A 26,130-nucleotide genomic window follows, 5' to 3' on the forward strand; every position below is an offset into this window, starting at 1 on the left:
GTTAACGCGGCGCGGGAATCGAAAGGACCCGGTCGCGTCTGCGACCGGGTCCTTTGATTTTGGTGGAGCCGACGGTCAAGTTGAGCGGATGAACCGCACCATCAAGGGCGCCACCGTCAAACGCTATCACTACGATGACCACGCACAGATGCGTGCCCACCTTGGCGACTTCGTCATGGCCTACAATTTTGCCAGGCGGCTCAAAACCCTGAAGGGCCTCACGCCCTACGAATACATCTGCAGAATCTGGGCAGCCGAGCCTGAACGCTTCAGACTCGATCCGATCCATCAAATGCCGGGACTAAACACCCTAGAGTCTGTCTGACTTAGATTGAAGCATACCCTGCGTGCCGCAGATATGCGGCGCACTCCTGCGGAGGGAAAGCGTCCAGGAGTTTACCGACGCGCCTCCATGTGGTTTCGATGGTTCGTTCGTCAGCCTTTCGGACGAGGGTCTTGAGTTTGGCGAACATCATCTCGATGGGATTGAGATCGGGGCTGTAGGGCGGCAGGAAGAGCAGATGAGCACCGACCTTGCGAATGGCTTGGCGTGCCGGCTTTCCTTTGTGGCTTCCCAGATTATCGAGGATGACGACGTCACCGGGTTCCAGGGCCGGTGCCAAGGATTGCTCCACCCAGGCGGTGAAGGTCGCCCCATTGATGGGGCCGTCGAGGACCAGGGGAGCGATGATCCGGTCATGGCGCAGGCCCGCCAGGAAGGTCAGGGTTTTCCAGTGGCCGTGGGGAACCTTGGCCAGGAGGGCCTCTCCCCGAGGGCTCCATCCGCGCAGACGCGTCATGTTGGTCTTGACCCAGGTCTCATCGATAAAGACCAGGCGCGAGGGATCAAGCCTGTGTTGATGGGTTTTCCAGCGATGGCGCAGCCGCGCTACCCTCGGCCCATCCTGTTCCTTGGCCATCAGCGTTTTTTTTGAAGCTCAAGCCCAGACCACGGACGAAACGCCAGACGGTATCGTGGGTGACGACGACACCCCGCTCGGCCAGTTCTGCCGCCAGAGCCCGCATGGTCAGGTCCTTCTTCTCGGCCAGCCGGGATTGTATCCAATCGGCGGTCTCTCCGCTCAGCAAAGTGGGCGGCGATGCCCGCCCATCTTGCTGGGCTGAAGACCGCGCCCGGATCGCCACTTCTGGCCGATCCGAACCGCCGTCGCCACCGAAACCCCAAAGCGCTTCGCTGCCGAGCGTGTCGTCTCGCCTGAATTCAGGGCTGCGGCTATCCGCTGCCGAAGGTCTTGCGAAAGAGGTCCTGCCATCCCTGCTGGCCTCCTATCCAGCCAGCAGTTTGAATCACATTCTCGGCCCCAGGGGAATCCCAATTCCGATTCCGCTTAACTCAGACTGACTCTAGCAGCGCGGCCCCGCTCAGCGGCAGCTTGAACGCCAGGGCATAGGCCCCCATGCCGGCCAGCATGCGCCGGGCGGTCTCCAATGCCGCATCCAGGGCGTTCCAGTCGGCCAGGGTGGCCAGGGGGTTGCTGGCGCAATTTCCCGCCCCGGCCACCGGGACTAGGCCGCGCCAAGCCAGCATCACCGCCACCAGCGGCCCCAGCAGGGCCAGGGCCGGTCCCGGGCGGCGCAGACGGGGATCAGCGATCATCAGCGCCAGGGCCCCCACCGCCAGGGCCGGGGCCAAAGCCGCCCCGGTAGCCTTTGATCAGGTAGGACATGCCGGCGGCGATCAAGGCCCCATCGAGGCCACGGCCGGCCCGTACCAGTAGCAGCAGCATCGCGGCGATCAGATAGATCTGCGGCTTTTCCACCAGCATCAGCTGGGGCACCAGGGTCCAGGCCGCTTCCAGCCCCAGCAGCCCGAGGATAGTGGCCCAGCCGGCGAGTCCGGCGGCACCCGCCCCCGCTCCCCGCCCGCGCAGGGTTTCGGCCAGCATCTCCCAGATCAGCCCCATCAGCACCGCGTGCAGGACGACGAAGGGGGCCAGCGAGCGGCCCGGCTCGAACTGCCCGAAAAGCAGATTGGGAAAGGCCAGCAACGCCGGCAGGCCCTGGGTGTAGCCCATGCCCACCCAGGTGGAGTCCTCCGACAGGAACCCATCCTCGAGAAAGGCCTCGTGCGGCTAGGTCAGCCAGGCAGAAAATTCATCCCACGAATGGACCCGATAGACGAAGTCCCCGCGCCATCCGGCCAGGAGCGCCACCGTCAGGGGCAGCAGCACGGCCGGAGGCGCCACAGATCCGCTCCGGGCCGCCGGTGGGCCAATCCCGCCAGAGTGGGAACCAGCAAGCCCCAGGCCAGGACCCGCAAGCCCAACCCCAGGGCCATATTACCCACCAGCAGAACGGCCGGAATGGTCATGATACCCAGCATCAGGCGGGTACCGGGTGACGGGATATGCCACCACGCCCCCAACCCCAGACCGACGGACAGGCAAAGAAGCAGGGAAACGCTCAGGCCCAAGCCCCGTCCTCCCCGAGATCAGTCCAGTTCGAAGGCGTTCTTATAATCCAGTTTCAGCGCCGGGTCCTGCTCCTCTTTCCTGAGGAAGCAATTGCCGACCACCAGCACTTCGATCTCGCTGCCCATGAAACAGCGGAAGGCGTCCTCGGGGGTACAGACGATGGGCTCGCCCCGGACGTTGAAGCTGGTGTTGACCACCACGGGGCAGCCGGTGCGGGCCTTGAACGCCGAGATCAGCGCATGATAGCGCGGATTGGTGTCGGCATGGACGGTCTGGACGCGGGCGGAGTAATCCACGTGGGTCACCGCCGGAATGGCCGAACGCGGCACGTTCAGCTTGTCGATGCCGAACAGCTTCTCCTCGTCCGCGGTCATGGCGCGGCGATGCTTTTCCGCCACCGGGGCCACCAGCAGCATGTAGGGCGAGTCGCCGTCCAGATCGAACCACTCGGCCACATCCTCGCGCAGCACGCTGGGCGCGAAGGGGCGGAAGCTCTCGCGGTACTTGACCTTGAGGTTCAGCGTCTTCTGCATGGAGGGCGAGCGGGGGTCGCCCAGGATGGAGCGGCCGCCCAGGGCACGCGGACCGAATTCCATGCGGCCCTGCATCCAGCCCACCGCCTTTTCGTCGGCCAGGGCCTGGGCGGTGGCTTCGGTCACCTCGGCCTCGCCCATCACCGCGAACTTGGCGCCGGCGGCGGTCAGGCGCGCCTCGATATCGGCCTGCTCGAACACCGGACCGAGATAGGAGCCCCTCATGGCATCCTTGCCGGGGGTCACGCTGCGGGGCTGGCCCTTGTGGATGTGGTAGCCGGCCAGGGCGGCGCCGAGCGCGCCGCCGGCATCGCCCGAAGCCGGCTGGATCCAGATGTTGTCGAAGATGCCTTCGCGCAGAACCTTGCCGTTGGAGACGCAGTTCAGCGCCACGCCGCCGGCCAGGCAGAGATTCTTCGCCCCGGTTTCCTTCTTGATGCCGTGGCACAGCTTGGAAACGATGATTTCGGTCACCTCCTGGATGGAGGCGGCGATATCCATGTGGAACTGGGTCAGCGGGTCCTCGTCGGCCTGGCGCACCTTTTGCCCGAACAGCGCGGCGAAGCGCTGGTTGGTCATGGTCAGCCCGGTGCAGTAGTCGAAATACGACTGGTCCAGGCGGAACGAACCGTCCTCCTTCACATCGACCAGATTGTCGAGGATCAGCCTGGTGTATTTGGGCTCGCCGTAGGGCGCCAAACCCATCAGCTTGTACTCGCCGGAATTGACCTTGAAGCCGGTGTAATAGGTGAAGGCGGAATAGAGCAGCCCCAGGGAATGGGGAAAATGCAGTTCCTTGTGGATGTCCAGCCGGTTGCCCGACCCCATGGCCAGCGAGGTGGTGGTCCACTCGCCGACCCCATCCATGGTCAGCACCGCCGCGTCCTCGAAGGGCGAGGGAAAGAAGGCGCTGGCCGCATGGCTGAGATGGTGCTCGGCGAACAGCAGCTTGTTCATCCAGTCGAAATCAGGTGCGAAGCGCTTGATCTCGCGGGTCAGCAGATCCTTCTGGAACAGCTTTTCCTTCAGCCACACCGGCATGGCGGTCTTGAACGAGGAAAAGCCCTTGGGCGCGAAGGCGACATAGGTCTCCAGCAGCCGCTCGAACTTGAGGAACGGCTTGTCGTAGAACACCACGGAATCCACGTCGTCCAGGCCGATTCCCGCCTCGGCCAGACAATAGGCCACGGCCTTCTCGGGGAAGGCGGCGTCGTGTTTCCTGCGGGTGAAGCGCTCCTCCTGGGCGGCGGCGATGACGCGGCCATCCTCGACCAGGGCGGCGGCGCTATCGTGATAGAGGGCGGATAGGCCGAGAATGCGCAAGGGAGGACCTCAGAACAGGGTATAGATGAAGGGTGCCACCGCCGAGCCCTGCGACAGCACGATCAGGCCGCCGAACACCACCATCATGATCAGGATGGGCAGCAGCCAGAACTTCTTGCGTTCGCGCAGGAACTGCCAAAGCTCGATGAGGAAGCTCACGGGTGGTCTCTCCTAGAACTGGCGCCGCATGCTGTCGGGCGCCGGGCCCGGCGGGGTGCGATTGATCCAATAGCTGGCGGCGGCGTCATCGCGGTTCAGGCGCAGCGGGTCCTTGCCCAGCGCGCGCATGATCAGGGCGATGGGCGTCACGGTCAGGAAGAACAGCAGCCCCATGACCAGCGGCGTCACCACGTGATGCAACGCCATGCCGACCAGGAACCACAGCCTGTTGAGCGGCCTGAGAGCCTTGGGAACCACCAGGGCCGCCAGCAGGAATCCCACGGCGACCGCTCCGGCCCACAACCGGGGCTCACCGCCATCCTTGAGCGGCAACAGGGCGACGACGGCGAAGACAGCGGCGAAGACCAGACCGAACGACCGCTCGGAACCCATCTCGACCTTGCGGGCATGGGACCCACCGTCGATGGCGCCCTGTGACGTGCTCATGCTGTGGAAACGATCCCCTTGCTGAAGGTTGCCGGACTTCTACCACAGCCCAACCAGTTGAGGCAAACCGCTCAGGCCGGAGCCGCCACGGCTTCCACCCGGTCGCACAGCGCATGGCCGATCAGAATATGCATCTCCTGGATACGGGCGGTGACGCTGGACGGCACCACCAGCAGCGGGTCGGCCAGTCCCACCATCTTGCCGCCGTCGCGGCCCGAGAAGCCGGCCGCCACCAGACCCATGTCGCGGGCCACCGCCAGGGCGGTCAGCACGTTCGGGCTGTTGCCCGAGGTGGTGATGCCGATGGCCACGTCGCCGGGCCGGCCCAGCGCCTCGATCTGGCGCGAGAAGATTTCCTCGTAGGAGAAGTCGTTGGCGCAGGCGGTCAGCAGCGAGGTGTCGGTGGTCAGCGCCAGCGCCGCCAGGGCCTTGCGGTTGTAGCGGTAACGGATCACCAGTTCGGTCGCCAGGTGCTGAGCGTCGGCGGCCGAGCCACCGTTGCCGAAGAACAGGATCTTGCCACCCGCCGCCAGGCTGTCGAGACAGGCCTGGACCAGACGCTGAAAGGGTTCGCGCACCGCCGCGCCGGTAACCGCCAGTGTCTCGGCGTGCTCCGCGATCTGCTGATCGAGAAAGGCGGCGTATTTCATGGGGCGATCCTCATTGTGGAATGAACCTCCTTAGCCCTTCCCGCCTGCCGCCGCAACACCCGACTCGGTCAGGGTACGCAATTGCCGGTTGGCCACCGTGATCATGGACAGATCGATATGGGACGCCGCCTTCAGCTCGGCCAGCAGGGTCTCGGCCCGCTCCACCGCCGCCCGGTTGGCCTCCAGCCAGGACTGGACCGCCGCGTCGGGCTCGAGGCCGGGATAGGAGGCCGCCACCACGCTGGTGATATCGCGCTGATGGCCATAGAGGTCCTCGATGGCCGCCGCCGCCGCCAGCTTCAGCCAGTGGCCCTGTCCCGACAGCTTTTCGGCCGAGGCGCGCAGCCAGCCCAGCGAGAACCGGGCTCCCACCGCGAAATAGAGGCGCCCGGCCGTCTCGATGGACAGGTCCTGACGGGTGGCGATGCGCAGGATGTCGGCGGCCGAGGCCAGGACGATCAGGTTGCCGACCCGCTGGGCCAGATCGTGGGGAACGCCCTGGCCGACGAAATACTCGATGCGGGCCAGAACCGCGGCGGCCGCATCGGGCGGCAGGATGGTGGGCACGGCGCCTTCCAGCGCCTTGACACCGGGCGACAGCTCGGCGATGCCCGCCCCCAGGGCAAAGGGCGACGGCATGGAACGCAGCACCCACATGGTGGCGCGCTCCACCAGCCGGTTGGCCTCGATCTGCATGGCGGTCTGGGCGGCGGCCGGCACCTTGCCGTCCAGCTCCTCGATGGCCCGCCAGACTTCGCGCATGCGGAAGGCGTCGCGCGCCACGATATAGGCCCTGGCCACCTGGGCCGGGGGATGGCCGGTGGTCTCCATCAGTTCCGAGACGAAGGCGCCGCCCACCCGGTTGACCATGGAATTGGTCACCACCGTGGCGACGATTTCCCGCCGCAGCCGGTGGCGCTGGACATCGTGACCGAAACGATCCCGGAGCGCCGTGGGAAAGTAGTTGGTCAGGTCGATGGCCATGAAGGGATCGTCGGGCAGTTCCGAGGCCAGGATATGGTCATAGAGCCAGATCTTGCCGTAGGCCAGCAGCACCGCCAGTTCGGGACGGGTGAAGCCCTGCTTCTTCGCCGCCCGCTCGGTCAGCGTCTCGTCGGTGGGCAGGAACTCGATGCCCCGGTCCAGCCGCCCGCTCTTTTCCAGCAGGCGCATGAAGCGGGCCTCGGCGTCCAGCAGCTCGGCGCCCTGGGCCTGAAGCATGGTCAGCGCCTGGGTCTGAAGGTAATTGTCGCGCAGCACCAGGGCACCCACTTCCCCGGTCATCTCGACCAGCAGCTTGTCGCGCTGCTTGGGGGTAAGATCGCCCGCCGCCACCAGGTCGTTGACCAGGATCTTGATGTTGACCTCGTGGTCCGAGCAATCCACCCCGGCGGAATTGTCGATGGCGTCGGTATCGATGCGCCCGCCCCCGCCGCCCGCCCCGCCGATGGCGTATTCGATGCGGCCCAGCTGGGTGAAGCCCAGATTGGCGCCCTCGCCCACCACCTTGGCACCAACCTCCGCGCCGTTGATGCGCAGGGAATCGTTGGCCCGGTCGCCGGCCTCGGCGTTGCTTTCGCCCGACGCCTTCACATAGGTGCCAATGCCGCCCAGGAACAGCAGGTCCACCGGCGCCTTGAGCAGGGCGCGGATCAGCTCGGTCGGCGTCAGACTATCTGACTCGATACCGAAACGAGCCCTGACCTGAGGGCTGATGGCAATGGTCTTGGCGGTGCGCGGCCAGATGCCGCCGCCTTCCGAGATAGTCGAGGTGTCGTAATCGGGCCAGGCCTTGGCGGCAACGAACAGCCGCTCGCGCTCGGCGAAGGTCTTTTGCGGGTCGGGATCGGGGTCGAGGAAGATGTGGGCGTGATTGAAGGCGGCGACCAGCCGGGCATGGGGCGAGCGCAGCATGCCGTTGCCGAACACGTCGCCCGACATGTCGCCCACGCCCACCACCGTGAAATCCTCGCTCCGGGTATCGACGCCCATCTCGCGGAAATGGCGTTCCACCGCCACCCAGGCCCCCTTGGCGGTGATGCCCATCTTCTTGTGGTCGTAGCCCTGGGAACCGCCGGAGGCGAAGGCATCGCCCAGCCAGTGGCCGTATTCCAGCGAAACCGAATTGGCGATGTCGGAGAAGGTGGCGGTGCCCTTGTCGGCGGCCACCACCAGATAGGGGTCGTCGCCGTCCCGGCGCAGCACGTCCGGGGGCGGCCTGACCCCTTCCGGCGTCAGGTTGTCGGTGAGGTCCAGCAGGCCGCGCATCAGAATCTTATAGCACTCGATGCCCTCGGCCAGATACGCCTCGCGCCCGCCGGTGGCCGGCGGGCGCTTCACCACGAAACCGCCCTTGGCGCCCACCGGAACGATCACTGCGTTCTTGACCATCTGGGCCTTCATCAGGCCCAGGATCTCGGTACGGAAATCCTCGCGCCGGTCGGACCAGCGGATGCCGCCGCGCGCCACCTTGCCGCCTCTGAGGTGGATGGCCTCGACACGCGGGCTGTAGACGAACACCTCCACCAGGGGCCGGGGGGCCGGCAACTCGTCCACCGCCTTGGAATCCAGCTTGAAGGACAGATAGGCCTTGGGCCTGCCGCCGCCATCGGTCTGGAAGTAATTCGTTCTTAAAGTGGAACGGATCAGGTTGAGGAAACGCCGCAGGATGCGGTCGTCATCGGCGCTGACCACTTTGTCCAGGCCGGCCAGCAGCGACGCCTCGATATGGCCCCCGTCGCCCGATTCCCCCTTGGGATCGAAGATGGCGAGGAACAGCCGCACCAAGGCGGCCGCCATGTCGGCATTGCCGCTCAGGGCCTGCTCGATATAGGCCTGGCTGTAGGTGATGCCGGTCTGGCGCAGGTACTTGGTGTAGGCGCGCAGCACCATGATTTCCCGCCACGACAGGCCGGCCGACAATACCAGCCGGTTGAAGCCGTCGCTGTCGGCGTCGCCCCGCCACACCGCCGCCAGGGCGTCGTGGAACAGGTCGCGCCGCTCGGCCACGTCGAGCGGCGAGCCATCGGCGCTTTCCACCTCGAAATCATGGACCCACACCGTCCCGCCGCCGGAGGCGGGAACGATCTCGTGAGGGACCTCGGCGATGACCACCAGCCCCATGGCCTCCAGCATGGGCAGGATACCGGACAGGGGCACCGGATGGCCGGAGCGGTAGAGCTTCAGCCGGCCCTGATAAGGTTCGGCCTCCACCGGACGGTAGAGGTTGAGCACGATGTCGCCGCCCGACGCCGCCTGGATGCGTCCCACGTCGGCCACCGCCGCCAGGACACCATGGCTTTCGCGGTAGGACGCCGGGAACGCCCGGCCCCAGCGCCGCGCCAGCGCCACGCCCGGCCGCCTCGCCGTGGGTCTGGACCAGGGCGTCCTGCAGATGCTCGTACCAGGTCCGCGCCGCGTCGGCGATACGCATTTCCAGCGCCGGAGCGTCCACCCGGAGCAGGTGGCCGGGCGTGGTGCGGATGATGAAATGCAGCCGGGCCAGGGGCAGATCGGCCACTTGGGTATAGAAGGCGTCGAGCGTGCCGCCCACCGCCTCCTCCAGCATGGCGGTGATGGCGAGGCGCAGCGGCGTGTCGTAGCGGTCACGCGGCACGAAGACCAGACAGGAGACGAAGCGTTCGAACTCGTCGTTCCTGAGGAACACCGCCACCCGCTGACGGTCCTGCAGGTGCAGGATGCCGATGCTGGTCTCGAACAGGGCATCCTCGGATACCTGGAACAGCTCATCTCTGGGGTAGGTCTCCAGGATATTGACCAGTGCCTTGGCATCGTGACCGGACTTGTTGAAGTCGGCCCGCGCCTCGACGCGGGCGATCTTGCGCCGCAGCAGGGGAATCTGCGCCGGGCGGTCGTTATAGGCGGCCGAGGTGAACAGTCCGAGGAAAGCGTGCAGCCCCACCACCCGCCCCTTGGCGTCGAACTGCTTCAACCCGATGATGTCCATGCGCACCGGCCGATGGATCACCGCATGGCGGGCCGACTTGGTGACCATCAGGGGATCGGGGCGCTGGACGAAGGCCCGCAGTTCCACCGGCATGTCGGCCAGGGTCACGGTCTCATCAAACACATGGGCGCCGGCGTCGGACAATATCCCCAGCCCGCTGGCCGAATCGGCGACCACCCCCTTGGACAGGTCGAAACGGCGGTAGCCCAGGAAGGTGAAATGGTTGTCGGCCAGCCAGTCGAGGAAGGCAAGGGTCTCCTGCTTTTCATCGGCCGGCAGTTTGGCGGCCACCGCCTCGAATTCGGCCACTCCCGCCCACAGGGTGTCGAGCATGCGGCGCCAATCGGCGACGGCCAGTCTTACCTGCCCCAGGATATCGGCCAGCGTGGCGGCCAGCTGCTCCTGGACTTCCACCGGCTGACGGTCGATCTCCACATGCATGACCGATTCCTGCAAGGCGCCCGCCAGCCGTTGGCCGTCACCTGGCGCAGCATTCCCGCCCCGTCGCGGTCGACCCGCACCACGGGATGGACCAGCAGATGCACCTTGATGCCGCGCCGGGCCAGTTCCATGGCCACCGAATCCACCAGGAACGGCATGTCGTCGTTGACGATTTCCACCACCGAATGGCTGGACACCCAGCCGTGGCGGTCAAGATCGGGATCGAACACCCGGATGGATGGAACCCCCGGCTGACGCTCGCGCATGAAGGCGAACAGGCCCAGCGCCGCGCCATAAACCAACTCGGGATCGGCCTCGGCCAGATCGGCCAGGGGAATGCCGGAGGCATAGGCACGGATCAGGCGTTCGGCGCCAGCCTTGGCCAGGGTATCGGACAAGTCGGCGATGCGCCGATCCAGATAAGCGGAGATTTCCATGGCCCACCCCTCCCATCGGCCCACCCCTTGCCCGCAAGGTCTGGACGTATCGTTCTAGGAAGAATGGGGCAGTTCCGCCGCTTGTACAAGACGGCCAAGGAATTCAGTCGGCAAGGGCCGTCACGGCGTCCCATACCAGCGCCTCCGCCTGCTCGCCCGGCACGGAATCCGGCGGCGACCAGGCCAGGGCCAATTGCACCTCGCCCATCTGGCGGTGGGCCATCACCCAGGGCCGTCCCTGCGATAGGCCGGCACAGCGGGAATTGCGGCCGGCGGGCAGAATCGATCCGTCCAGGGCCAGAGCCTCGGCCAGTCCCCGGCCCCACAGCTTGGACACCGCTTCCCGCATGGTCCAGAAGGCCAGAAAGGCGGGCTGGCCCTCGGCGACCACCACGCGGCACTCGGCGGGAGACAGAAAACGCTCGGCCAGAATCCGGACATTCCGTCCCTCCCGGACGACCTCGATGTCGACACCGACGCGCCCGTCTTCGACCAGCGCCGCCGCCGCCCAGCCCCCGGCATGGGAGAGGGACAGGTCTCCGGCCCCGGCGGGCAGAATCAGCGGGCGCCCGTCCTTATCGGCACCGATGCCCCAGCGGCCGGGCGGCAGCAGCGAGCGGGCCAGACGCCGGGTTTCCAGAAACTGCCGCCGTTCCTCGCCTCGCTGCCGAACGGGGGGGCGGCGCGGCGCAGATCGTCTTCGGAATAGACGCCCTCGGCCTGCGAGGCGGCGAAAGGCGCCAGGGCCAGACGGGGCGCCTCCATCAGCGCAGGGTCGGCGCCAGCCGGGATGCCAGCCAGTCGGCGATGCGGCGGTTGCCGGCCGGCGTGGTGTGGACCCAGTCGTAGAAATCACCGTCCTCGAAGGTCAGCCGGCCGCCCAGGTCGATGCAGACGGCACCCGCCTGCTCGCAGGCGGCCAGAGCCCGACGGTTGAAGGCGGTCTGCATGGCCCAGGAGCCGAAATCCACCGCGCCGGAGGCCGACACTCGTCCCAACGGCCGGCCGTCGCCATCGACCCGGTAGTCGGAACGGCTTTGGGTGACGATGACCGCCTGGGCTCCCATGGTCCTGATACGGGCGATCAGGGCGGCGACCCGTTGCTGATAGGCGTCGAGCAGGACGGGGTCGACCGCCTGTCCGGGCGCGGGCGCCGGCCCCGCCACCCAGGGACCGTGCGCCACGTCGGTGCCGCCGTGCACCACGTGGGCGTTGCGGGCCTTCAGCGTCCCCTGGATGGTCGAGACCACCTGCACCAGGGCGGAATGATTGGCGACATAGCGCTCGACACGGCGCCAGACGGTGGGCGAAGCCATCTCGTCCCATTGCTGCCGACCCTGCAGATGGGCGTCGTTGACCCCGATATAGGCCAGGACGAAGCGCGGCTTCAGGCCGGGAATCTGCGACAGCCAGCGATCGAAGGCCCGCAGATGGCCCACCGTCGACTGGCCGTCGATGCCGGCATTGACCACCACCGCACCGCCCAGGGCCTGCGACAGGTAATCCTGCCAGGTCTGGCCGTCGCCGATGAAGCGCTGGTCCGTGGTCGAACCGCCGATGGTCAGGATCTGGATGGCGCCCGGGTCCTTGTAAGAACCACGCAATCCCCAGCGGTCGCGGCTGTAGACGGCATCCTTGGGTCCGCCGTAGAGGCCGCTGACATCGAAGACCCGATGGACGTCGCGGGGAATGTTCATGGTTCCCCAACTGGGGCCGAACAGCCAACTGCCGAACACCAGTTCGGCAACCACCAGCCCGGCCAGGAGAACCCCGAGATTGATGGCGACGACCCGCCCCATGGAGGTACGCCCGGCCATCATCGTCTCGCTGCCGCAGAAGTCATCATCGTCTCGCTGCCGCTCGGGCGATCATCATCAGCGCCCGCGAGGTAATCTCGGCCGCCGGCATGCCGGTGGTCTTGCAATCGACCTCGGCCTCGGTCAGCAGGTCCAGCGCCTTGCCCACCCGGTCGGCGGGCCAGCGCGACAACTGGCGGCGGAACCGGTCCGCCGCCTTGAAGATCACCGGCGGCTTCAGGGCGGCCATGGCCTGATCCGCCGACTTGCCCTGGGCCATCAGACCGGCGGCCAGATGCAGGCGCTGAAAGTGCCGCGACACCGAACGCAGCATGCCCACCGGCTGGCCACCCTCGCGCAGCAGGCGGTCAAGGACCCGCTGCGCCCCGGCATGATCCCCATCGGCGGTGGACAACGCCAGATCGTCCAGACCCAGGGCGGCGGTATCACCCACGCAGGCGACGGCGTCGTCCAGGCTCACCCGCCCAGGCCCCCCCATGTAAAGCGCCAGCTTGCCCAACTCGGCACGGGTCAGACGGCGGTCGCCGCCCAGATGCTCGACCAGATAGGCCATGGCGTCGGGTTCGGCCATCAGACCGGCGGCCTTGAGTTCTTCCTGGATCACCCCGGCCAGCGAACCGCCCTCGTCGCCGTAGCAGGCCAGGGCGGCGGCGTTGTCGGCGCCTTCGAACAGCTTGCGCAGCGACGAACGCGGCCCGAGCTCGCCGCCCTCCACCACCACCAGGGCATCACCCATGGGCCGGGCCAGGAACGACGACACCGCCCCGCTCTGGCCATCGCCGGCATCGCGCAGCACCACCACGCGCCGTCCGCCGCCCAGAGCCATGGCGGCGGCTTCGTCGGCGAGACGGGAGGGAATCTCCTTCAGCGCGGCGGGAGAAAGCTCGGCGACCCGGAAGGGATCGGAAGCGTCAGGGACCACCGAGCGGATCAGCCGCTGCACCCTTTCGCGCACCAGCCCCAGATCGGGGCCGAACACCAGGACGGCACGGACGGACGGGTCCGGCGCCTTGACGAACGCCTCGACCCGCGACCCGCTCAGCTTCATCGGCGCGCCTCGCCGGCTTCGTTGCGGAAAATCGAGCGCTGGCGATAGCGTTCGTCGTTGGGATTGGCCTGATATCGTTGAATGGCCGCCGCGATACGGTTGCGAATATCGTCCGCCAGCTGGTTGAGCGCCCGCTCCTCGGCGTCGCGCTCCGTCGCCACACTGGCGTAACGCGGCCCCAGATGGTCGAAATAGACGGTGGTGGTGACGTTTTCGCCCAGAATGCTCTGGCCGTTGCGGGTCAATATGACCTGGGCCGTCATGGCGAGATTGGCGGCGGTGGCGAAGGTATCCTTGCGGAACCCGAGATTGCTCACCGTCTCGCTCAAGGTAACGTCGAGATTGTAGGTGTAGTCGGCCGCCTCGCCCCGGGGCGACAGGCGCTGCAGCAGGGCGTTGCGCAATTGCTGTCCGACGCGGTCCTTGATCGGACCGACGCGGATGGCGGCAAGATCGGCATCCACGCCGGATGCCGCGCCGCTCGGCGTGCCGTACATGGGCCTGAAGCCGCAGCCCGCCGGACCCAGCGCCAGAACAGCGAACAGAAGAAGCGCTCTAGACCACCACATTGACGATCCGATTGGGCACGACCACGACCTTGCGCGCGGGCTTTCCCGACATTGCCGAAATCACCTGGGGTTGCGCAAGAGCCGTCTGCTCCGCCAGGGCGGCATCGGCGTCCTTGGGCAACTCGATGGTGGCGCGCAGCTTGCCGTTGACCTGAACGGCCACGGTGACGCTGTCATCGACCAGCAAGGTGGAATCGGCTTCCGGCCAGGCGGCTTCGGCGAGCAGTCCGTCCCCACCCAGGGCCAGCCACATCTCCTCGGCCAGATGGGGCATCATGGGGCCGATCAGCCGGGCGGTGGCCTCCAGTCCCTCGCGCAGCACCCAGGCGGCCCCGGCATCGGCCCCGGGCAATTCGCCCAGGCCGTTGGTCATCTCGCGGATACGGGCCACCGCCTTGTTGAAGTGGAAGCGCTCCAGATCCTCGCCCACCTGGGCGATGGTCTTGTGGACCAGACGGCGGGCCTTGGCGGCTTCCGGCGACAGTTCCGGCATGGGAGCGCCGGCCGGCGGCAATTCGGCGTTGACCACCATGCGCCACAGCCGGTTGACGTAGCGCCAGGCGCCGTCGATACCGGCCTCGGTCCAGTCCAGATCCCGCTCGGGCGGAGAATCGGACAGCATGAACAGGCGCGCGGTATCGGCGCCGTAGCCGTCGATGATACCGGCCGGGTCCACCACGTTCTTCTTGGACTTGCTCATCTTCTCGGAACGGCCGCCGATCACCGGCGCCCCGGTCCCGGTATGGACCAGCTTGCCGTCGGGGCCGGAAACCACCTCGGTGGGGAAGAGCCAGGCGCCATCCTCGGACTTGTAGGTCTCGTGGCAGATCATGCCCTGGGTCAGCAGGCCGGCGAAGGGCTCCTTGACGCCGAGATAGCCGCACTCCTTGAGCGCCCGGGTGAAGAAGCGGGAATAAAGCAGATGCAGCACCGCATGCTCGATGCCGCCGATATACTGATCGACGCTCATCCAGTAATCCGCCGCCGCCCGGTCGAAGGCGACATCGTCGCGGTCGGGCGAGGTATAGCGGGCGAAGTACCAGCTGGATTCGAAGAAGGTGTCGAAGGTGTCGGTCTCGCGCCGGGCGGGCTTGCCGCAGCACGGGCAGTCCACATCCTTCCAGGTCGGATGGTGGGCCAGCGGATTGCCCGGCTTGTCGAAGGTGACGTCCTCGGGCAGGCGCACCGGCAACTGCTCCGCCGGCACCGGCACGGCACCGCAGGATTCGCAATGGATGATGGGGATGGGGCAGCCCCAGTAGCGCTGGCGCGACACGCCCCAGTCACGCAGGCGGTAATTGATGGTGCGCTCGCCGCGGCCCATCTCCTCGATGCGGCGGATAGCCTCGGCCTTGGCCTCATCCACCGCCAGCCCGTCGAGAAAACGGGAATTGATGGCCTTGCCGTCACCGGTATAGGCCTCGCCCCTGGCGATGGCGGCCGACACGGCCTCGCCATCGGATGCGGGCTCCACCACCTGGGTCCAGCCCAGGCCGTACTTGTTGGCGAAGTCGAGGTCGCGCTGGTCATGGGCCGGACAGCCGAAGATGGCGCCCGAACCGTAATCCATCAGCACGAAATTGGCGACGTAGATGGGCAGCGTCCATGCCGGATCGAAGGGATGGACGGCCCTGAGGCCGGTGTCGAAGCCCTTCTTCTCGGCGGTTTCGATGGCTGCTTCCGAGGTGCCCATGCGGTTGCATTCGGCGATGAACCCGGCCAGGGCCGGATTGCCGGCCGCCAGCTCGCCCGCCAGGGGATGATTGGCGGCGATGGCCACGAATTTGGCGCCGAACAGGGTATCGGGACGGGTGGTGAATATCTCCAACCGATCAGAACGGCCACCCAGGTCGAACATCAGCCGGGCACCCTCGGAGCGGCCGATCCAGTTCTCCTGCATCAGGCGCACCCGCTCGGGCCAGCGCTCCAGCGTCGCCAGACTGTCGAGCAGATCCTGGGCGTAATGGGTGATCTTCAGGAACCACTGGGAGAGCAGACGCTTTTCCACCAGGGCGCCCGAACGCCAGCCGCGTCCGTCGATCACCTGCTCGTTGGCCAGCACGGTGTTTTCCACCGGGTCCCAGTTGACCCAGGATTCCTTGCGATAGACCAGCCCGGCCTTGAGAAAATCCAGAAACATCTTCTGTTCGTGGCGGTAATACTCAGGCTCGCAGGTGGCCACCTCGCGCCGCCAGTCATAGGACAGGCCCATGGACTTCAGCTGCTCGCGCATGGCGGCGATGTTCTCGCGCGTCCACTTGGCGGGATGAACGTTGTTCTGGATCGCGGCGTTCTCGGCGGGCAGGCCGAAGGCATCCCAGCCCATGGGATGCAGGACGTTGAAGCCTCTGGCCCGCTTGTAGCGCGCCACCACGTCGCCCAGGGTATAGTTGCGCACGTGGCCCATGTGAATGCGCCCCGACGGATAGGGGAACATCTCCAGCACGTAGTACTTGGGCTTGCCCGGCACGATCTCGGCCTCGAAGCAGCGCTTCTCTTCCCAGGCCTGCTGCCAGCGGGCTTCGGTTTCCTTGACGTTGTAGCGGTCGCCGCTGATGCCTTCCGGGCGCGACATGGGTCCGTCCATTGTTTTTGGTGGGATAGGTTCAAGGTGGCGGGCGGACTTCCGCGCCGCCCGCCACCTTGAGTGACTCTATTCGGTCGACACGACCCGAAGCTGACGGGCGCGGGTCAGGATCGAATTCTCGAGATCCACCGCCATCTTGGGGTCGACGCGCACATCCACCCAGTTGCCCGAGCCGTCGCGCACCTGCTTGAACAGCGAAACCTTCACGCCGTCGGCGCGCAACGTGCGATCGAGAATGAAGACGTTGACCTTATAACGCTCGCTCGGCGTCTCGGGCAGCTGATACCAATCGGTGATGATGGTGCCGCCGAAGGCATCGGCCGTCGTAATGGGCATGAAGGAGACGGTGTCGAGCGACGCCCGCCACAGGAAGGCGTTGACGCCGATACCCACGCCTTCGTTGTCCGGCTTGCTCTTGCCGAACAGTCCTTCCGGCCCGAAGATGGTCTCGCGCTTTTCGTTGGACATGCGCGGCGCGGATTCGCCCTTTTCCTTGGTCGGATAGACCGCCTGGGATTCACCGCAGGCCGACAGCATCAGGGTCACACCGATCAGCGCCAGAGCGCCCAGGCCACCCACCGAAATCTTCCTCGTCATCACCGTCTTCACCCCGCCGCGCCGATGCGCCGCCTGTTGGCACGCGAAAATCCTCCGACGGCAGAGCCCCACCGTCGCGACAGGCAACAATGCTACGAGAGACGCCCGCCCTGCAAGCGGTAACGCCAAACGCCCCTGGATGCCCCTTGTGTTGCATCGATGCCACAGTGCGGAGTTTTCGATACAGCGGACGCCCCGCCTTGCTTGACTGTCATCACCGGCCATGGCGTGATGTCGACCGTTCGTTCATTTGGATAGCGGTTGCGGCCATTGGGGGTCGTCGTCGCAAGGCCAAAGAGAGGAGATACCATGAAGAAGATTCTTTGCGCCAGCACCGCGCTGGTTGCCGCCGGCATGTTGACCGCCGGCGCCGCTTCCGCCGCTGAGAAGATCAAGCTGAACGTCGGCGGCTACTCCAAGTGGTGGGTCGTTGGCGCCTGGCAGGAGAAGGAATTCCAGAACGGCAACAACGGCACCATCGGCGCCAGCGCCAACGGCGGCAGCGCCGGCGGCGTGCAGCGCCAGAACGTCGACGTCAAGGGCGACAACGAAGTCTGGTTCTCGGGCTCGACCGCTCTGGACAACGGCCTGAAGGTCGGCGTCATGATGTCCCTGGAAGGCGGCGGTCACACCGACGGCGTCACCGACGGCATCGACCAGAGCTACGCCTGGATCGAGGGTGGCTTCGGTAAGGTGCTGATCGGCGCCCACGCCAACGGCACCGCCCTGCTGCACGTGCAGGCTCCCGACGCCGCCAGCAACTTCGGCAACGGCGGCATGATGATGGGCAACTGGGCCATCGCCAAGCCGTCGGGCGTGATGGGCATGAACCAGCGCGTGGGTTACACCACCTCGTCCAGCACCACCGCCATCATCTCGGACGACAAGGCCGAGAAGATCACCTATGTCGCTCCGTCCTTCTACGGTCTGACCCTGGGCGCCTCGTACATCCCGAACGTCTCCAAGACCCTGTGGAGCGGCAACGGCGCCAGCACCAACCAGCTCAACACCAACAACTCGTTCGGTGGCCAGCACAGCCGTGGCGCTGGTTCCAGCGGCATGGGCGCCTTCGGCGGCGCCGCCATGTACGCCAACACCTTCGGCCCGGTGGGCGTGAAGGCCTCGGCCGGCTACGTCTGGGTCGATCTGACCGCCACCGGCGGTGCGGAAAACGCCCTGACCCAGCAGGCCTATGGCGCTCAGCTGTCCTATGCCGGTTTCACCCTGGGTGGCTCCGTGCAGCGCGCGTCTGACGACAAGAAGAACGGTGGCGTGCAGTCCGCCGTTCTGGGCGGCACCGCACAGGTCGGCAACTACGGCGGCAAGGGCTACTACGCCAACGCCGCTACCGCCGCGACCAGGGGCACCGTCAATTCCGAACTGGACTTCGGTGGCGTGGCTTACGACATCGGCCTGCAGTACGCTTCCGGCCCGTATGCCGTGTCCTTCGCCTACTTCAAGTCCTCGGTGGTTGGCGACACCAACCTGCGCATGGGCACTCCGGGCGCCGACAAGGACGACACCATCGAGGCCTACCAGGCTTCGGGCAAGTACAACCTCGGCCCGGGCGTCGACGTCCTGGCTTCGGTCGGCTACATCGAGTACACCGATCAGCGTTATGGCACGAACACCACCAATGCCAACAACCAGTATCACAACGCTGGTTGGACCGCGATGACCGGTCTGTCGCTGGCCTTCTAATCGGCCGTCGACATCTTGTTGGGGAGAGGGCGGCTTCGGCCGCCCTTTTTCTTTTGTGAGCCGACGATGACCGTACCCAGTTTCGAACAGGCCGTGCTTCATATGCGGCAGGGCCGGCCGGCCGAAGCCGCCGAAGCCGCCGAGGCGCTGCTGCGCGCCCAGCCGGAAAATGCCCGCCTTTGGCATCTGCTGGGATGCGCCCGCCTGCAACTGGGCCGGGCCGACGAGGCGGCGCGGGACATCCGCCACGCCATCGGCCTCGATGCCGCCAACCCCGCCGCCCACGCCAATCTGGCCCGCGCGCTGCTGGCCGTGCGCGGCGCGGCCGAACGTGACGAGGCCGAAAAGTTCATCCGTCACGCCATCGCCGCCCAGCCGACCGACCTTTCCTTTCGCCTGACCCTGGCCGAGACCCTGCAGGCCGCCCGCCGCTATCCGGAGGCGGTGAGCGAATTGCGCCAGGCCTTGAGCCTTGCCCCCGACAATCCCGACGTCGCCGCCACCCTGGCCTCGGCCCTGCATCTGGCGGGCGAGGCCGACGAGGCGCTGGCCCTGTGCGAGCGGGCGCTGGCCGGCGCCCCCGGCCATGTGGGCGCCTGGATCAATCGCGGCAACGCCCATCTGCTCAAGGGCGAGGTCGCCGCCGCCCGCGCCGCTCTCGACCGGGCGGTGGAACTGGCTCCGAACAACAGACTGGCCCGCTTCAATCGCGGTTTCGCCGCCCTTCGTCAGGAGGATTACCTCGTCGGCTGGGCCGATTACGAAGCGCGGCATGATCGCCCCTTCGCCCGCCTGCCGGACCGGCTGGATGGACGCATCATCCTGATCGACCAGGATCAATACGCGGGCGATACGTTCCAGTATATCCGCTTCGTCCTGCCCCTGCTGGAGCGCGGCGCCCGTATCATCCTGTCGCTGCCGGCCCGCATGAACGCCATGCTGCGCGTGTGTTTTCCCGCCCATCCCCGGCTGGATTATCACGCCATGGGAACGCCGGAACCCGTCCATGACCACAAGGTCGGCATCGCCAGCCTTCCCCTGCTGCTATGGCCCACCGAGCCGTTCGGCGCCGCCCGAATCCCTTATCTCCGCGCTCCCGACGCGGCGGTGGAGGAGTGGCGTCGCCGCATCCGCCGTCCCGGACGGCTGGCGGTGGCCATCAACTGGCAGGGCAACACGGATTATGATCTGGATCACTTCCGTTCCGTGCCGTTGTCCCATCTGGCGCCCCTGGGCGCCGTGGCCGACCGGGTGGATTTCTTCAGCGTCCACGGCGGCGACGAGCCGGTCGGGCAGGCACCATTTCCCTTGACCCCGCTGCCCAAGGATTGCGACGCCGACGGCGCCTTCCTCGGCACCGCCGCCCTGATGAAGGCTTGCGATCTGGTGGTGTCGTCGGATACCTCGACGGCCCATCTGGCCGGTGCGCTGGGCTGTCCGCTGTGGCTGATGGCCTCGTTCACTCAGCGGGTGCTGAGCGCCTCGGCCACGGCCGCGGCCACCGGGCGCCAGTCGCCCACCGACGGCTGGCGGTGGCCATCAACTGGCAGGGCAACACGGATTATGATCTGGATCACTTCCGTTCCGTGCCGTTGTCCCATCTGGCGCCCCTGGGCGCCGTGGCCGACCGGGTGGATTTCTTCAGCGTCCACGGCGGCGACGAGCCGGTCGGGCAGGCACCATTTCCCTTGACCCCGCTGCCCAAGGATTGCGACGCCGACGGCGCCTTCCTCGGCACCGCCGCCCTGATGAAGGCTTGCGATCTGGTGGTGTCGTCGGATACCTCGACGGCCCATCTGGCCGGTGCGCTGGGCTGTCCGCTGTGGCTGATGGCCTCGGCCTATCCCGAATGGCGCTGGCTGGATCAGCGGACGGATTCGCCGTGGTATCCCACCGCCAGGCTGTTCCGCCAGCCGTCGGTGGGCGACTGGCGCCCGGTGGCCGCGGCCGTGGCCGAGGCGCTCAGCACCCGCTGAGTGAACCGATCGCCGCCATTCCCGCCGCCGTACCGCGAGGCAGACGGCGCAGGTGCCGTTTGCTCATGCCGCCCAAGGCGATGATCGGCAAGCCGGCGCGGCGCGCCCACAATCCAAACCGTACCGGCCCGATACACGCCGCGCCGGGATGGCTGGCGGTGGGAAAGACCGGCGACAGCAGGGCGGCATCGGCCTCGAGATTCCTGGCCCGCCCCAGAGCCATGGCGCCGTGGCAGGCGATCAGCAGCAGACGCCGGCGACGCCGTACCCAACCGAGGGCGCCGGCCAGCAGACCGTGACGCGCCAGCCCTTCCGGCAAATGCACTCCCTCGGCCCCCAGTTCCGCCGCCAGCCGCCAGTCCCCCGCCACGATCAGGACAAGACGCCGACGCCGGGCCAGGGCCGCCACCGCCTTGGCCATATTCCGCCGTTGATCGGTTCCGTAATGACGCAGGAGCACTCCGGCACCCGGCGGCAGAATTCCCATGGCTTCCAGGGGATCGGGCAGACGAATCTCGTCGGTGACCAGCAGGATACTGGGGGCCGTGTTGAGTCCGGGTCGGGTGTTTGCTACGGTCATGGCCGCATTCTATCGGAGAGCCCCCGCCTTGTCCGCCGTCGCCACCGGCCTTGCCGCAATCCTGTCCCGCATGGAGGCCGCCGCCCATGGCCGCCCCGTCACCCTTGTCGCGGTCAGCAAGACCCACCCCGCCGAGGCGGTACGGGAAGCCCTGGGCGCCGGCCAGCGGGTCTTCGGCGAGAACCGGGTGCAGGAGGCCAAGACCAAGTTTCCCGAGCTGAAGGCGGACTTCCCCGACCTCGAGCTTCACCTGATCGGACCGCTGCAGACCAACAAGGTGCGCGACGCCGTCGCCCTGTTCGACGTCATCGAGACCATCGACCGCCCCAAGCTGGCCCGCGCGGTGGCCGATGAGATGGAACGCAGCGGCCGCCGTCCCAAGGTGCTGATTCAGGTCAACACCGGCCGCGAGCCGCAAAAGGCCGGTGTGGAGCCGGAGCAGTTGGACGCCATGGTCGCCATTTGCCGTGAGCAATACCGGCTGCCGCTGGCCGGCCTGATGTGTATCCCTCCCGCCGAGGAAGACCCCGCCCCCCATTTCCACCTGCTGGCGGCCATGGCGGCGCGCCATGGACTTGCCATGGTCAGCATGGGCATGAGCGGTGATTTCGAGACGGCCATCGCCGAGGGTGCCACCCATGTGCGGGTGGGCTCGGCCATTTTCGGCCATCGGGGCTGACCGTTACTGTTCGGTAACGGTTCCTGTCGCGCCGCCGCCGAGACGCGAGCTTTTCTCGTACTTGTCCATGGCCTGCATCATGGAGGCGCTGAACCAGTCGCCCGACTGGCCCCCCGGAACACCGGAACCGCTGGAACCCGACGTGGCCGAGGCTTCGGCCTGGGCGGCCACCATCTGCTGGGCCGTGGCCGCCGACGTGGCGCGCTGGGCGCTGGGACGGTGACCGACGATCGGAGCGTTGGAACGCAGGCCGGTAGTGGACACCGTGGTGCCGATGGCCAGGGGCGCCTGGGTGGCGAGCGGCGTGGTGCGTCCGGGAATGGGCATGAAACGGGGCTCGCGACCCAATGGCATGGGCCGGTTGGCGGCTGCCGCCACCTGCTCGGAGGCCGAGGCGACCTGAACCGGCGCGACGGCGGCCGAGGCGGCGGCGGCCGAGACGGCGGCGGCGGGCTGGGCGTCGTCGCCCACCAGATCGGGCATGATCAGCGGCCGGGCCTTGGTGGAATCATCGGCCTTGGGCTCGGCAGTCTTGGATTCGGCGGGCTTCGCTTCGGGAGATTTGGGTCCGGCGGCGGCCAGGACCTGGCTCTGCTGCTGGGAAGAGGCTTCCAGACGGGCCGCCTGAGCCTCCGGGGCCGGCGCCTTTTCCTCGGCCGAGGCCAGCGCGGTGCCGGTGCCGGTGGCGGGATCATCGTCCCGGAACAGGGCCAGCACATGCCCGCCGGCATCATGGCCGGTGGATTCCTCGAGGATACAATTGGCCGCCGAGGCGATCAGGCCCAGCGGTCCGCCGAACAGGGTACCGCCCACCAGACGGGCGGCCACGCCGATCTTGTCACCGGTGGCCTCCCGGTACAGGTCGTTGACGATGGGAATATGCTGCAGCGGATTGATGACGTCGAGAAGGTCCCAGAACGACGGCTCATCGTCGCCCTCGGCGAACATGCTGAGCTGCTTGACGTCGGGAGAGGAATTGGCGGCCTTCGTGGCTTCCGCCGCCGTCACCGCATTCTCGGTGGGCAGAGTCGGCACCAGCGAGCCGGGCAGGCTCGACATCTGGTAGGAGGACACGGCGGATAGCGACATAGCGCACCTCGGATGAAGGACGCCACCATCCTTGCAACCGTGATGCCAGTTTCATAACGTTGAAATTGCTGCGATTTTATTCAAACCGCCCCGGCAAGAGCCGCCATGGGGCAGAAAGCGTGCGGCAAATCCTGCCGGGAGCCCCGGCAGCCTAGAACAGGTGGCCGCTACGCGTCGCCTTGGTCCGCAGATAACCCTGGTTATGGTCGTTGGAGGGGAACACGTGCGGCACCCGCTCGGTCACCTCGACACCGTGGCGGGCCAGGGCATCCACCTTCATGGGATTGTTGGTGAGCAGCCGCACCCGGCAGATCCCCAACAGCCGCAGCATCTGCGCCGCCGGCAGATAGATGCGCTCGTCGTCGTCGAAGCCCAGCTGCAGATTGGCGTCCAGGGTATCGAAACCGTCGTCCTGCAACTGATAGGCCCGCAGCTTGTTCACCAGTCCGATACCCCGGCCCTCCTGGGCGAGATAGAGCAGCACGCCGCTGCCGGTCTGGGCGATTTCAGCGATGGCGCCGCGCAGCTGGTCGCCGCAATCACAGCGCAAACTGCCCAGCAGGTCCCCGGTGAAGCATTCGGAATGCAGCCGGGTCAGCACCGGCTGGTCGGGATCGGGATCGCCGATGATGATGGCCAGATGCTCGATGCCGCCATCGGACGGGCGGAAGGCGACGATCCGGGCGTTCTCGGCATTTTCCAGCGGCACCCGGGCCTGGCTCACCTGCCGCAGCGAGCGGGCGGCGTTCTCCTGATAACCGGTGATCTCGGCCGCCGCCACCCGCACCGCCTGGGCCGGAACGGTACCGGTCGGGGCCAGAACCACCGCCGGCAGCAGCCGGGCCAGCTTGGCCAGCGCCACGCAGGCCTCGTCCACGCCGCCGGCGCGACGGGCATCCAGACCCGAGAAGGCCGGCATGGGCAGCGAGCGGGCGCCGGGATCGGCCAGCCAGGCAATCGTTGCCGTATCGAAACCGTTTGCCGAGGTCACCCGGAACACTCCGGCCTCGGTATCGCCCAGGCCCAGCACCCCGGCCCGGCGCCCGGTCAGGGCCAGCAGAGGATCGGAACCGGCCGCCGTCGCCAGCAGAACCAGACTTTCATCCGATACCGCTTCGGCCGCCATCATCAGCGCCGACCCGTCGGCATGCTCGACCAGCACCAGCCCGCCGCGGCGCAGCTCGGCGATGGCGCGATCGACAACGATCAGCGAGGGAAGAGCCGCCGTTTCCGGCTTGGGAGTGGTATCGAGGCTTCGGGTCATGGACAGGCTTCGTTTTTCGGCCGGCCGGAACCATACAGCCTTTTCCCCGGCGGGAAAAAGGAAAAGCCGATGAGTCCGAACCCGTCCCCGCCCCACTCCCGCCACTCGCGCGCCATCGCCAGACCACAAAGCCGTGTGATATAGGGTTACAGTCCGAAAGGCCGAACATGATCCCTGTACCCCGCATCCTTCTGGCCATCGCCGACGTCCCGTTGCGCCGCAGCGTCGCCGAGCATCTGCGCGCCACCGCCGGATGGTCGGTGACCGAGGCCACCGACGCCGCCGAAGCCCTGGGTCGAGCCCGGGATCACGATCTGGCGGTGGTGGATGAAGCCCTGGACGGTCCCGCCCTGTGCCTGCGGCTGCGCGAGGACGGCATCGTCCTGCCCATGCTGCTGCTGGGGCCGGCCGGCACGCCCCGCTGCTGCGGCATCGAAGCCGTGGTGTCCAAGCCGCTCCGCCTGCCCCTCCTGGTCACCCGCATCCGCGACATTCTCGCCCGCCGGTCCAACGTCAGCGTCGGCCGCTGGCGCTTCGACGAGGGCCGCTCGGTCCTGGACGGCGACGGCGGGGCGCTGGTGCGCCTTACCGCCAAGGAAACCGCCATCCTGGGGCGCCTCCACCGCGCCGCCGGGCAGGTAGTGGCCCGCGAGACCCTGCTGGGCGAGGTCTGGGGCTACGGCGCCGGCATCGATACCCACACCCTGGAGACCCATATCTACAAGCTGCGCCGCAAGCTGGGCGGGGGTGTGCTGGTCAGCGAAAACGGCGGGTACCGGCTGTCATCAGACCCCACCTGATTCCGACGGTGTCATAAGACACACATGGACACGGATGCGGTGCTGCGCACCGCTCGCGGATGACTATGAAATAATCATAGAGGATTTTTTATCCGCGGCCGCGCAGCGGCATCCGTGGCATCCGTGTCGATGAACCATCGAAGGCCGCGCTCTCCCCCGCCTACAGGTCGAAATCCACCATCACCGGCACGTGGTCCGAGGGCTGGGTCCACGAGCGGGCCTCGCGCGCCACCAGGGTGCCGCGCAAGGCGGGAGCCAGGGCGGGCGTCACCCAGACGTGATCGAGACGGCGGCCACGGTCATTCCGCTGCCAGTCGGGGGAACGGTAGCTCCACCAGGTGAACAGCTTTTCCTCGGGCGGCACGAAATGGCGCACCGCGTCGACGAAAGGCACCGAGGCCTGGAAGGCATTGAGCAGTTCCACCTCGACCGGGGTGTGACTGACCACCTTGAGAAGCTGCTTGTGGGACCACACATCGGTTTCCAGGGGCGCGATATTGAAGTCACCGGCCAGGATGGCCTTGGAATCAGGCTTGATCTCGGCGGCGGCCCAGGCGGTGATCTCGCGCACGAAATCCAGTTTATGGGCGAACTTGTCGTTGATCTCGGGGTCGGGCTCGTCGCCGCCCGCCGGGATGTAAAGGCAATGCACCTCCACCCCGTTCTCGAGGCGCGCCATCAGGTGGCGGCGGTCGTCGCGGCCGCAGCGCGACAGCGGCCGGATTTCGGCCATGGGCAGTCGCGACAGGATGGCGACGCCGTTGTAGCCCTTCATGCCGTGAAAGGCCACGTGCTCGAACCCCATCTCCCGGCATTCGTCCAGGGGGAACAGCGGGTCGTCGACCTTGATCTCCTGCAGACAGACGATGTCGGGGTTCATCACCGACGCCACCTGCCGCAGCAGGTCGATACGTAGGCGGATCGAGTTGATGTTCCAGGTGACGAGACGCACGGGTCGGGGATTCCCTCATGGCCGGGATGATCTGGCGAAGGCGCGGAGAATACACGAAAAGGGCGCCCGGTCAGGGGGG

General features: G+C 66.9%; 25 protein-coding genes and 3 pseudogenes. 6 read left to right on the forward strand and 22 right to left on the reverse strand.

Annotation, left to right across the window (positions count from 1 at the left end; all coding sequences use genetic code 11):
* Positions 1 to 70: 70 nt before the first annotated feature.
* Positions 71 to 325, forward strand: a pseudogene (locus CP958_RS13860) (integrase core domain-containing protein); the annotation flags it as partial.
* 1 nt (position 326) lies between these two features.
* On the opposite strand, the pseudogene CP958_RS13865 reads toward CP958_RS13860, so the two are convergent.
* From CP958_RS13865 to CP958_RS13930, 18 genes and pseudogenes are all read right to left on the reverse strand, one after another.
* A pseudogene (locus CP958_RS13865) lies at positions 327 to 1,274 on the reverse strand (IS630 family transposase).
* An 80-nt stretch (positions 1,275 to 1,354) separates the two neighbouring features.
* Entirely contained in the window at positions 1,355 to 1,618 is a 264-nt protein-coding gene (locus CP958_RS13870) for a hypothetical protein (RefSeq protein ID WP_141400367.1), read from the reverse strand.
* Complete coding sequence (locus CP958_RS13875; protein WP_141400368.1) at positions 1,608 to 2,036, reverse strand: hypothetical protein; 429 nt, start codon at positions 2,034 to 2,036, stop codon at positions 1,608 to 1,610. The genes CP958_RS13870 and CP958_RS13875 overlap by 11 nt, the downstream gene beginning before the upstream one ends.
* Before the next feature lie 140 nt (positions 2,037 to 2,176).
* The gene (locus tag CP958_RS25945) at positions 2,177 to 2,434 is read right to left on the reverse strand and encodes a hypothetical protein (RefSeq protein WP_141400369.1); all 258 of its coding nucleotides are present in this window, start codon (positions 2,432 to 2,434) and stop codon (positions 2,177 to 2,179) included.
* An 18-nt stretch (positions 2,435 to 2,452) separates the two neighbouring features.
* Positions 2,453 to 4,291 (reverse strand): carbamoyltransferase, encoded by a 1,839-nt coding sequence (locus CP958_RS13880; RefSeq protein ID WP_096700128.1) that lies wholly within the window; start codon positions 4,289 to 4,291, stop codon positions 2,453 to 2,455.
* Between the two features lie 9 nt (positions 4,292 to 4,300).
* The gene (locus CP958_RS26440; protein ID WP_008616124.1) at positions 4,301 to 4,450 is read right to left on the reverse strand and encodes a DUF5989 family protein; all 150 of its coding nucleotides are present in this window, start codon (positions 4,448 to 4,450) and stop codon (positions 4,301 to 4,303) included.
* Between the two features lie 12 nt (positions 4,451 to 4,462).
* Entirely contained in the window at positions 4,463 to 4,897 is a 435-nt protein-coding gene (locus CP958_RS13890; RefSeq protein ID WP_096700129.1) for an SxtJ family membrane protein, read from the reverse strand.
* Between the two features lie 71 nt (positions 4,898 to 4,968).
* Positions 4,969 to 5,547 (reverse strand): D-sedoheptulose 7-phosphate isomerase, encoded by a 579-nt coding sequence (locus tag CP958_RS13895; protein WP_096700130.1) that lies wholly within the window; start codon positions 5,545 to 5,547, stop codon positions 4,969 to 4,971.
* 30 nt (positions 5,548 to 5,577) lie between these two features.
* Positions 5,578 to 8,898 (reverse strand): NAD-glutamate dehydrogenase, encoded by a 3,321-nt coding sequence (locus CP958_RS13900; RefSeq protein WP_277948882.1) that lies wholly within the window; start codon positions 8,896 to 8,898, stop codon positions 5,578 to 5,580.
* A gap of 112 nt (positions 8,899 to 9,010) precedes the next feature.
* A pseudogene (locus tag CP958_RS27355) lies at positions 9,011 to 9,955 on the reverse strand (NAD-glutamate dehydrogenase); the annotation flags it as partial.
* The gene (locus CP958_RS27360; protein WP_277948883.1) at positions 9,874 to 10,392 is read right to left on the reverse strand and encodes an NAD-glutamate dehydrogenase domain-containing protein; all 519 of its coding nucleotides are present in this window, start codon (positions 10,390 to 10,392) and stop codon (positions 9,874 to 9,876) included. The pseudogene CP958_RS27355 and the gene CP958_RS27360, both read right to left, overlap by 82 nt.
* Positions 10,393 to 10,495: 103 nt before the next feature.
* Entirely contained in the window at positions 10,496 to 11,032 is a 537-nt protein-coding gene (locus CP958_RS13905) for a 4'-phosphopantetheinyl transferase superfamily protein (protein WP_242442922.1), read from the reverse strand.
* Positions 10,951 to 11,157: a hypothetical protein gene (locus CP958_RS27020; protein ID WP_242442928.1), complete on the reverse strand. Its 207-nt coding sequence runs from the start codon at positions 11,155 to 11,157 to the stop codon at positions 10,951 to 10,953. Before CP958_RS27020 ends, CP958_RS13905 begins: the two co-directional genes overlap by 82 nt.
* Positions 11,157 to 12,212, reverse strand: coding sequence for an SGNH/GDSL hydrolase family protein (locus CP958_RS13910; protein ID WP_242442894.1), 1,056 nt, complete (start codon positions 12,210 to 12,212; stop codon positions 11,157 to 11,159). Before CP958_RS13910 ends, CP958_RS27020 begins: the two co-directional genes overlap by 1 nt.
* Before the next feature lie 22 nt (positions 12,213 to 12,234).
* Positions 12,235 to 13,257, reverse strand: coding sequence for a DNA polymerase III subunit delta (gene holA, locus CP958_RS13915; RefSeq protein WP_096702536.1), 1,023 nt, complete (start codon positions 13,255 to 13,257; stop codon positions 12,235 to 12,237).
* Positions 13,254 to 13,826, reverse strand: a complete 573-nt coding sequence (gene lptE / locus CP958_RS13920) for an LPS assembly lipoprotein LptE (RefSeq protein WP_096702537.1) — start codon at positions 13,824 to 13,826, stop codon at positions 13,254 to 13,256. The genes holA and lptE overlap by 4 nt, the downstream gene beginning before the upstream one ends.
* Complete coding sequence (gene leuS / locus CP958_RS13925) at positions 13,813 to 16,401, reverse strand: leucine--tRNA ligase (RefSeq protein ID WP_096703037.1); 2,589 nt, start codon at positions 16,399 to 16,401, stop codon at positions 13,813 to 13,815. The genes lptE and leuS overlap by 14 nt, the downstream gene beginning before the upstream one ends.
* A gap of 78 nt (positions 16,402 to 16,479) precedes the next feature.
* A complete protein-coding gene (locus tag CP958_RS13930) occupies positions 16,480 to 17,010 on the reverse strand; it encodes a DUF3576 domain-containing protein (RefSeq protein ID WP_096700134.1) in 531 nt (176 codons plus the stop codon).
* A gap of 309 nt (positions 17,011 to 17,319) precedes the next feature.
* Here CP958_RS13930 and CP958_RS13935 point away from each other — a divergent pair, with 309 nt between their 5' ends.
* From CP958_RS13935 to CP958_RS27025, 3 genes are all read left to right on the forward strand, one after another.
* Positions 17,320 to 18,711 carry a porin gene (locus tag CP958_RS13935; protein ID WP_096702538.1) on the forward strand — a complete coding sequence of 464 codons (1,392 nt, stop codon included), beginning with the start codon at positions 17,320 to 17,322 and terminating at the stop codon, positions 18,709 to 18,711.
* 66 nt (positions 18,712 to 18,777) lie between these two features.
* Positions 18,778 to 20,403 carry a tetratricopeptide repeat-containing glycosyltransferase family protein gene (locus CP958_RS13940; RefSeq protein ID WP_242442895.1) on the forward strand — a complete coding sequence of 542 codons (1,626 nt, stop codon included), beginning with the start codon at positions 18,778 to 18,780 and terminating at the stop codon, positions 20,401 to 20,403.
* Positions 20,400 to 20,687 carry a hypothetical protein gene (locus CP958_RS27025; RefSeq protein WP_242442896.1) on the forward strand — a complete coding sequence of 96 codons (288 nt, stop codon included), beginning with the start codon at positions 20,400 to 20,402 and terminating at the stop codon, positions 20,685 to 20,687. The genes CP958_RS13940 and CP958_RS27025 overlap by 4 nt, the downstream gene beginning before the upstream one ends.
* Here the strand turns inward: CP958_RS27025 and CP958_RS13950 are convergent.
* Entirely contained in the window at positions 20,674 to 21,267 is a 594-nt protein-coding gene (locus tag CP958_RS13950) for a thiamine phosphate synthase (RefSeq protein WP_096702539.1), read from the reverse strand. The two genes, CP958_RS27025 and CP958_RS13950, sit on opposite strands and share 14 nt — an antisense overlap.
* 70 nt (positions 21,268 to 21,337) lie before the next feature.
* Between CP958_RS13950 and CP958_RS13955 the strand changes: the two genes are divergently transcribed.
* Positions 21,338 to 21,946, forward strand: a complete 609-nt coding sequence (locus CP958_RS13955) for a YggS family pyridoxal phosphate-dependent enzyme (protein WP_242442923.1) — start codon at positions 21,338 to 21,340, stop codon at positions 21,944 to 21,946.
* 3 nt (positions 21,947 to 21,949) lie between these two features.
* Here CP958_RS13955 and CP958_RS13960 read toward each other — a convergent pair whose 3' ends face one another.
* Both CP958_RS13960 and ribA read right to left on the reverse strand, forming a co-directional pair.
* Positions 21,950 to 23,035, reverse strand: coding sequence for a hypothetical protein (locus tag CP958_RS13960; protein WP_096700030.1), 1,086 nt, complete (start codon positions 23,033 to 23,035; stop codon positions 21,950 to 21,952).
* 151 nt (positions 23,036 to 23,186) lie between these two features.
* Positions 23,187 to 24,299 (reverse strand): GTP cyclohydrolase II, encoded by a 1,113-nt coding sequence (gene ribA / locus CP958_RS13965; RefSeq protein WP_096702541.1) that lies wholly within the window; start codon positions 24,297 to 24,299, stop codon positions 23,187 to 23,189.
* A gap of 167 nt (positions 24,300 to 24,466) precedes the next feature.
* Here ribA and CP958_RS13970 point away from each other — a divergent pair, with 167 nt between their 5' ends.
* On the forward strand, positions 24,467 to 25,099 hold the full coding sequence (locus CP958_RS13970) for a response regulator transcription factor (RefSeq protein ID WP_096702542.1): 633 nt from the start codon (positions 24,467 to 24,469) through the stop codon (positions 25,097 to 25,099).
* Between the two features lie 160 nt (positions 25,100 to 25,259).
* Here the strand turns inward: CP958_RS13970 and CP958_RS13975 are convergent, their stop codons facing one another.
* A complete protein-coding gene (locus CP958_RS13975; protein WP_096700031.1) occupies positions 25,260 to 26,051 on the reverse strand; it encodes an exodeoxyribonuclease III in 792 nt (263 codons plus the stop codon).
* Positions 26,052 to 26,130: the final 79 nt, after the last annotated feature.

It is taken from the genome of Magnetospirillum sp. 15-1, assembly GCF_900184795.1.
Classification (GTDB): Bacteria; Pseudomonadota; Alphaproteobacteria; order Rhodospirillales; family Magnetospirillaceae; genus Phaeospirillum.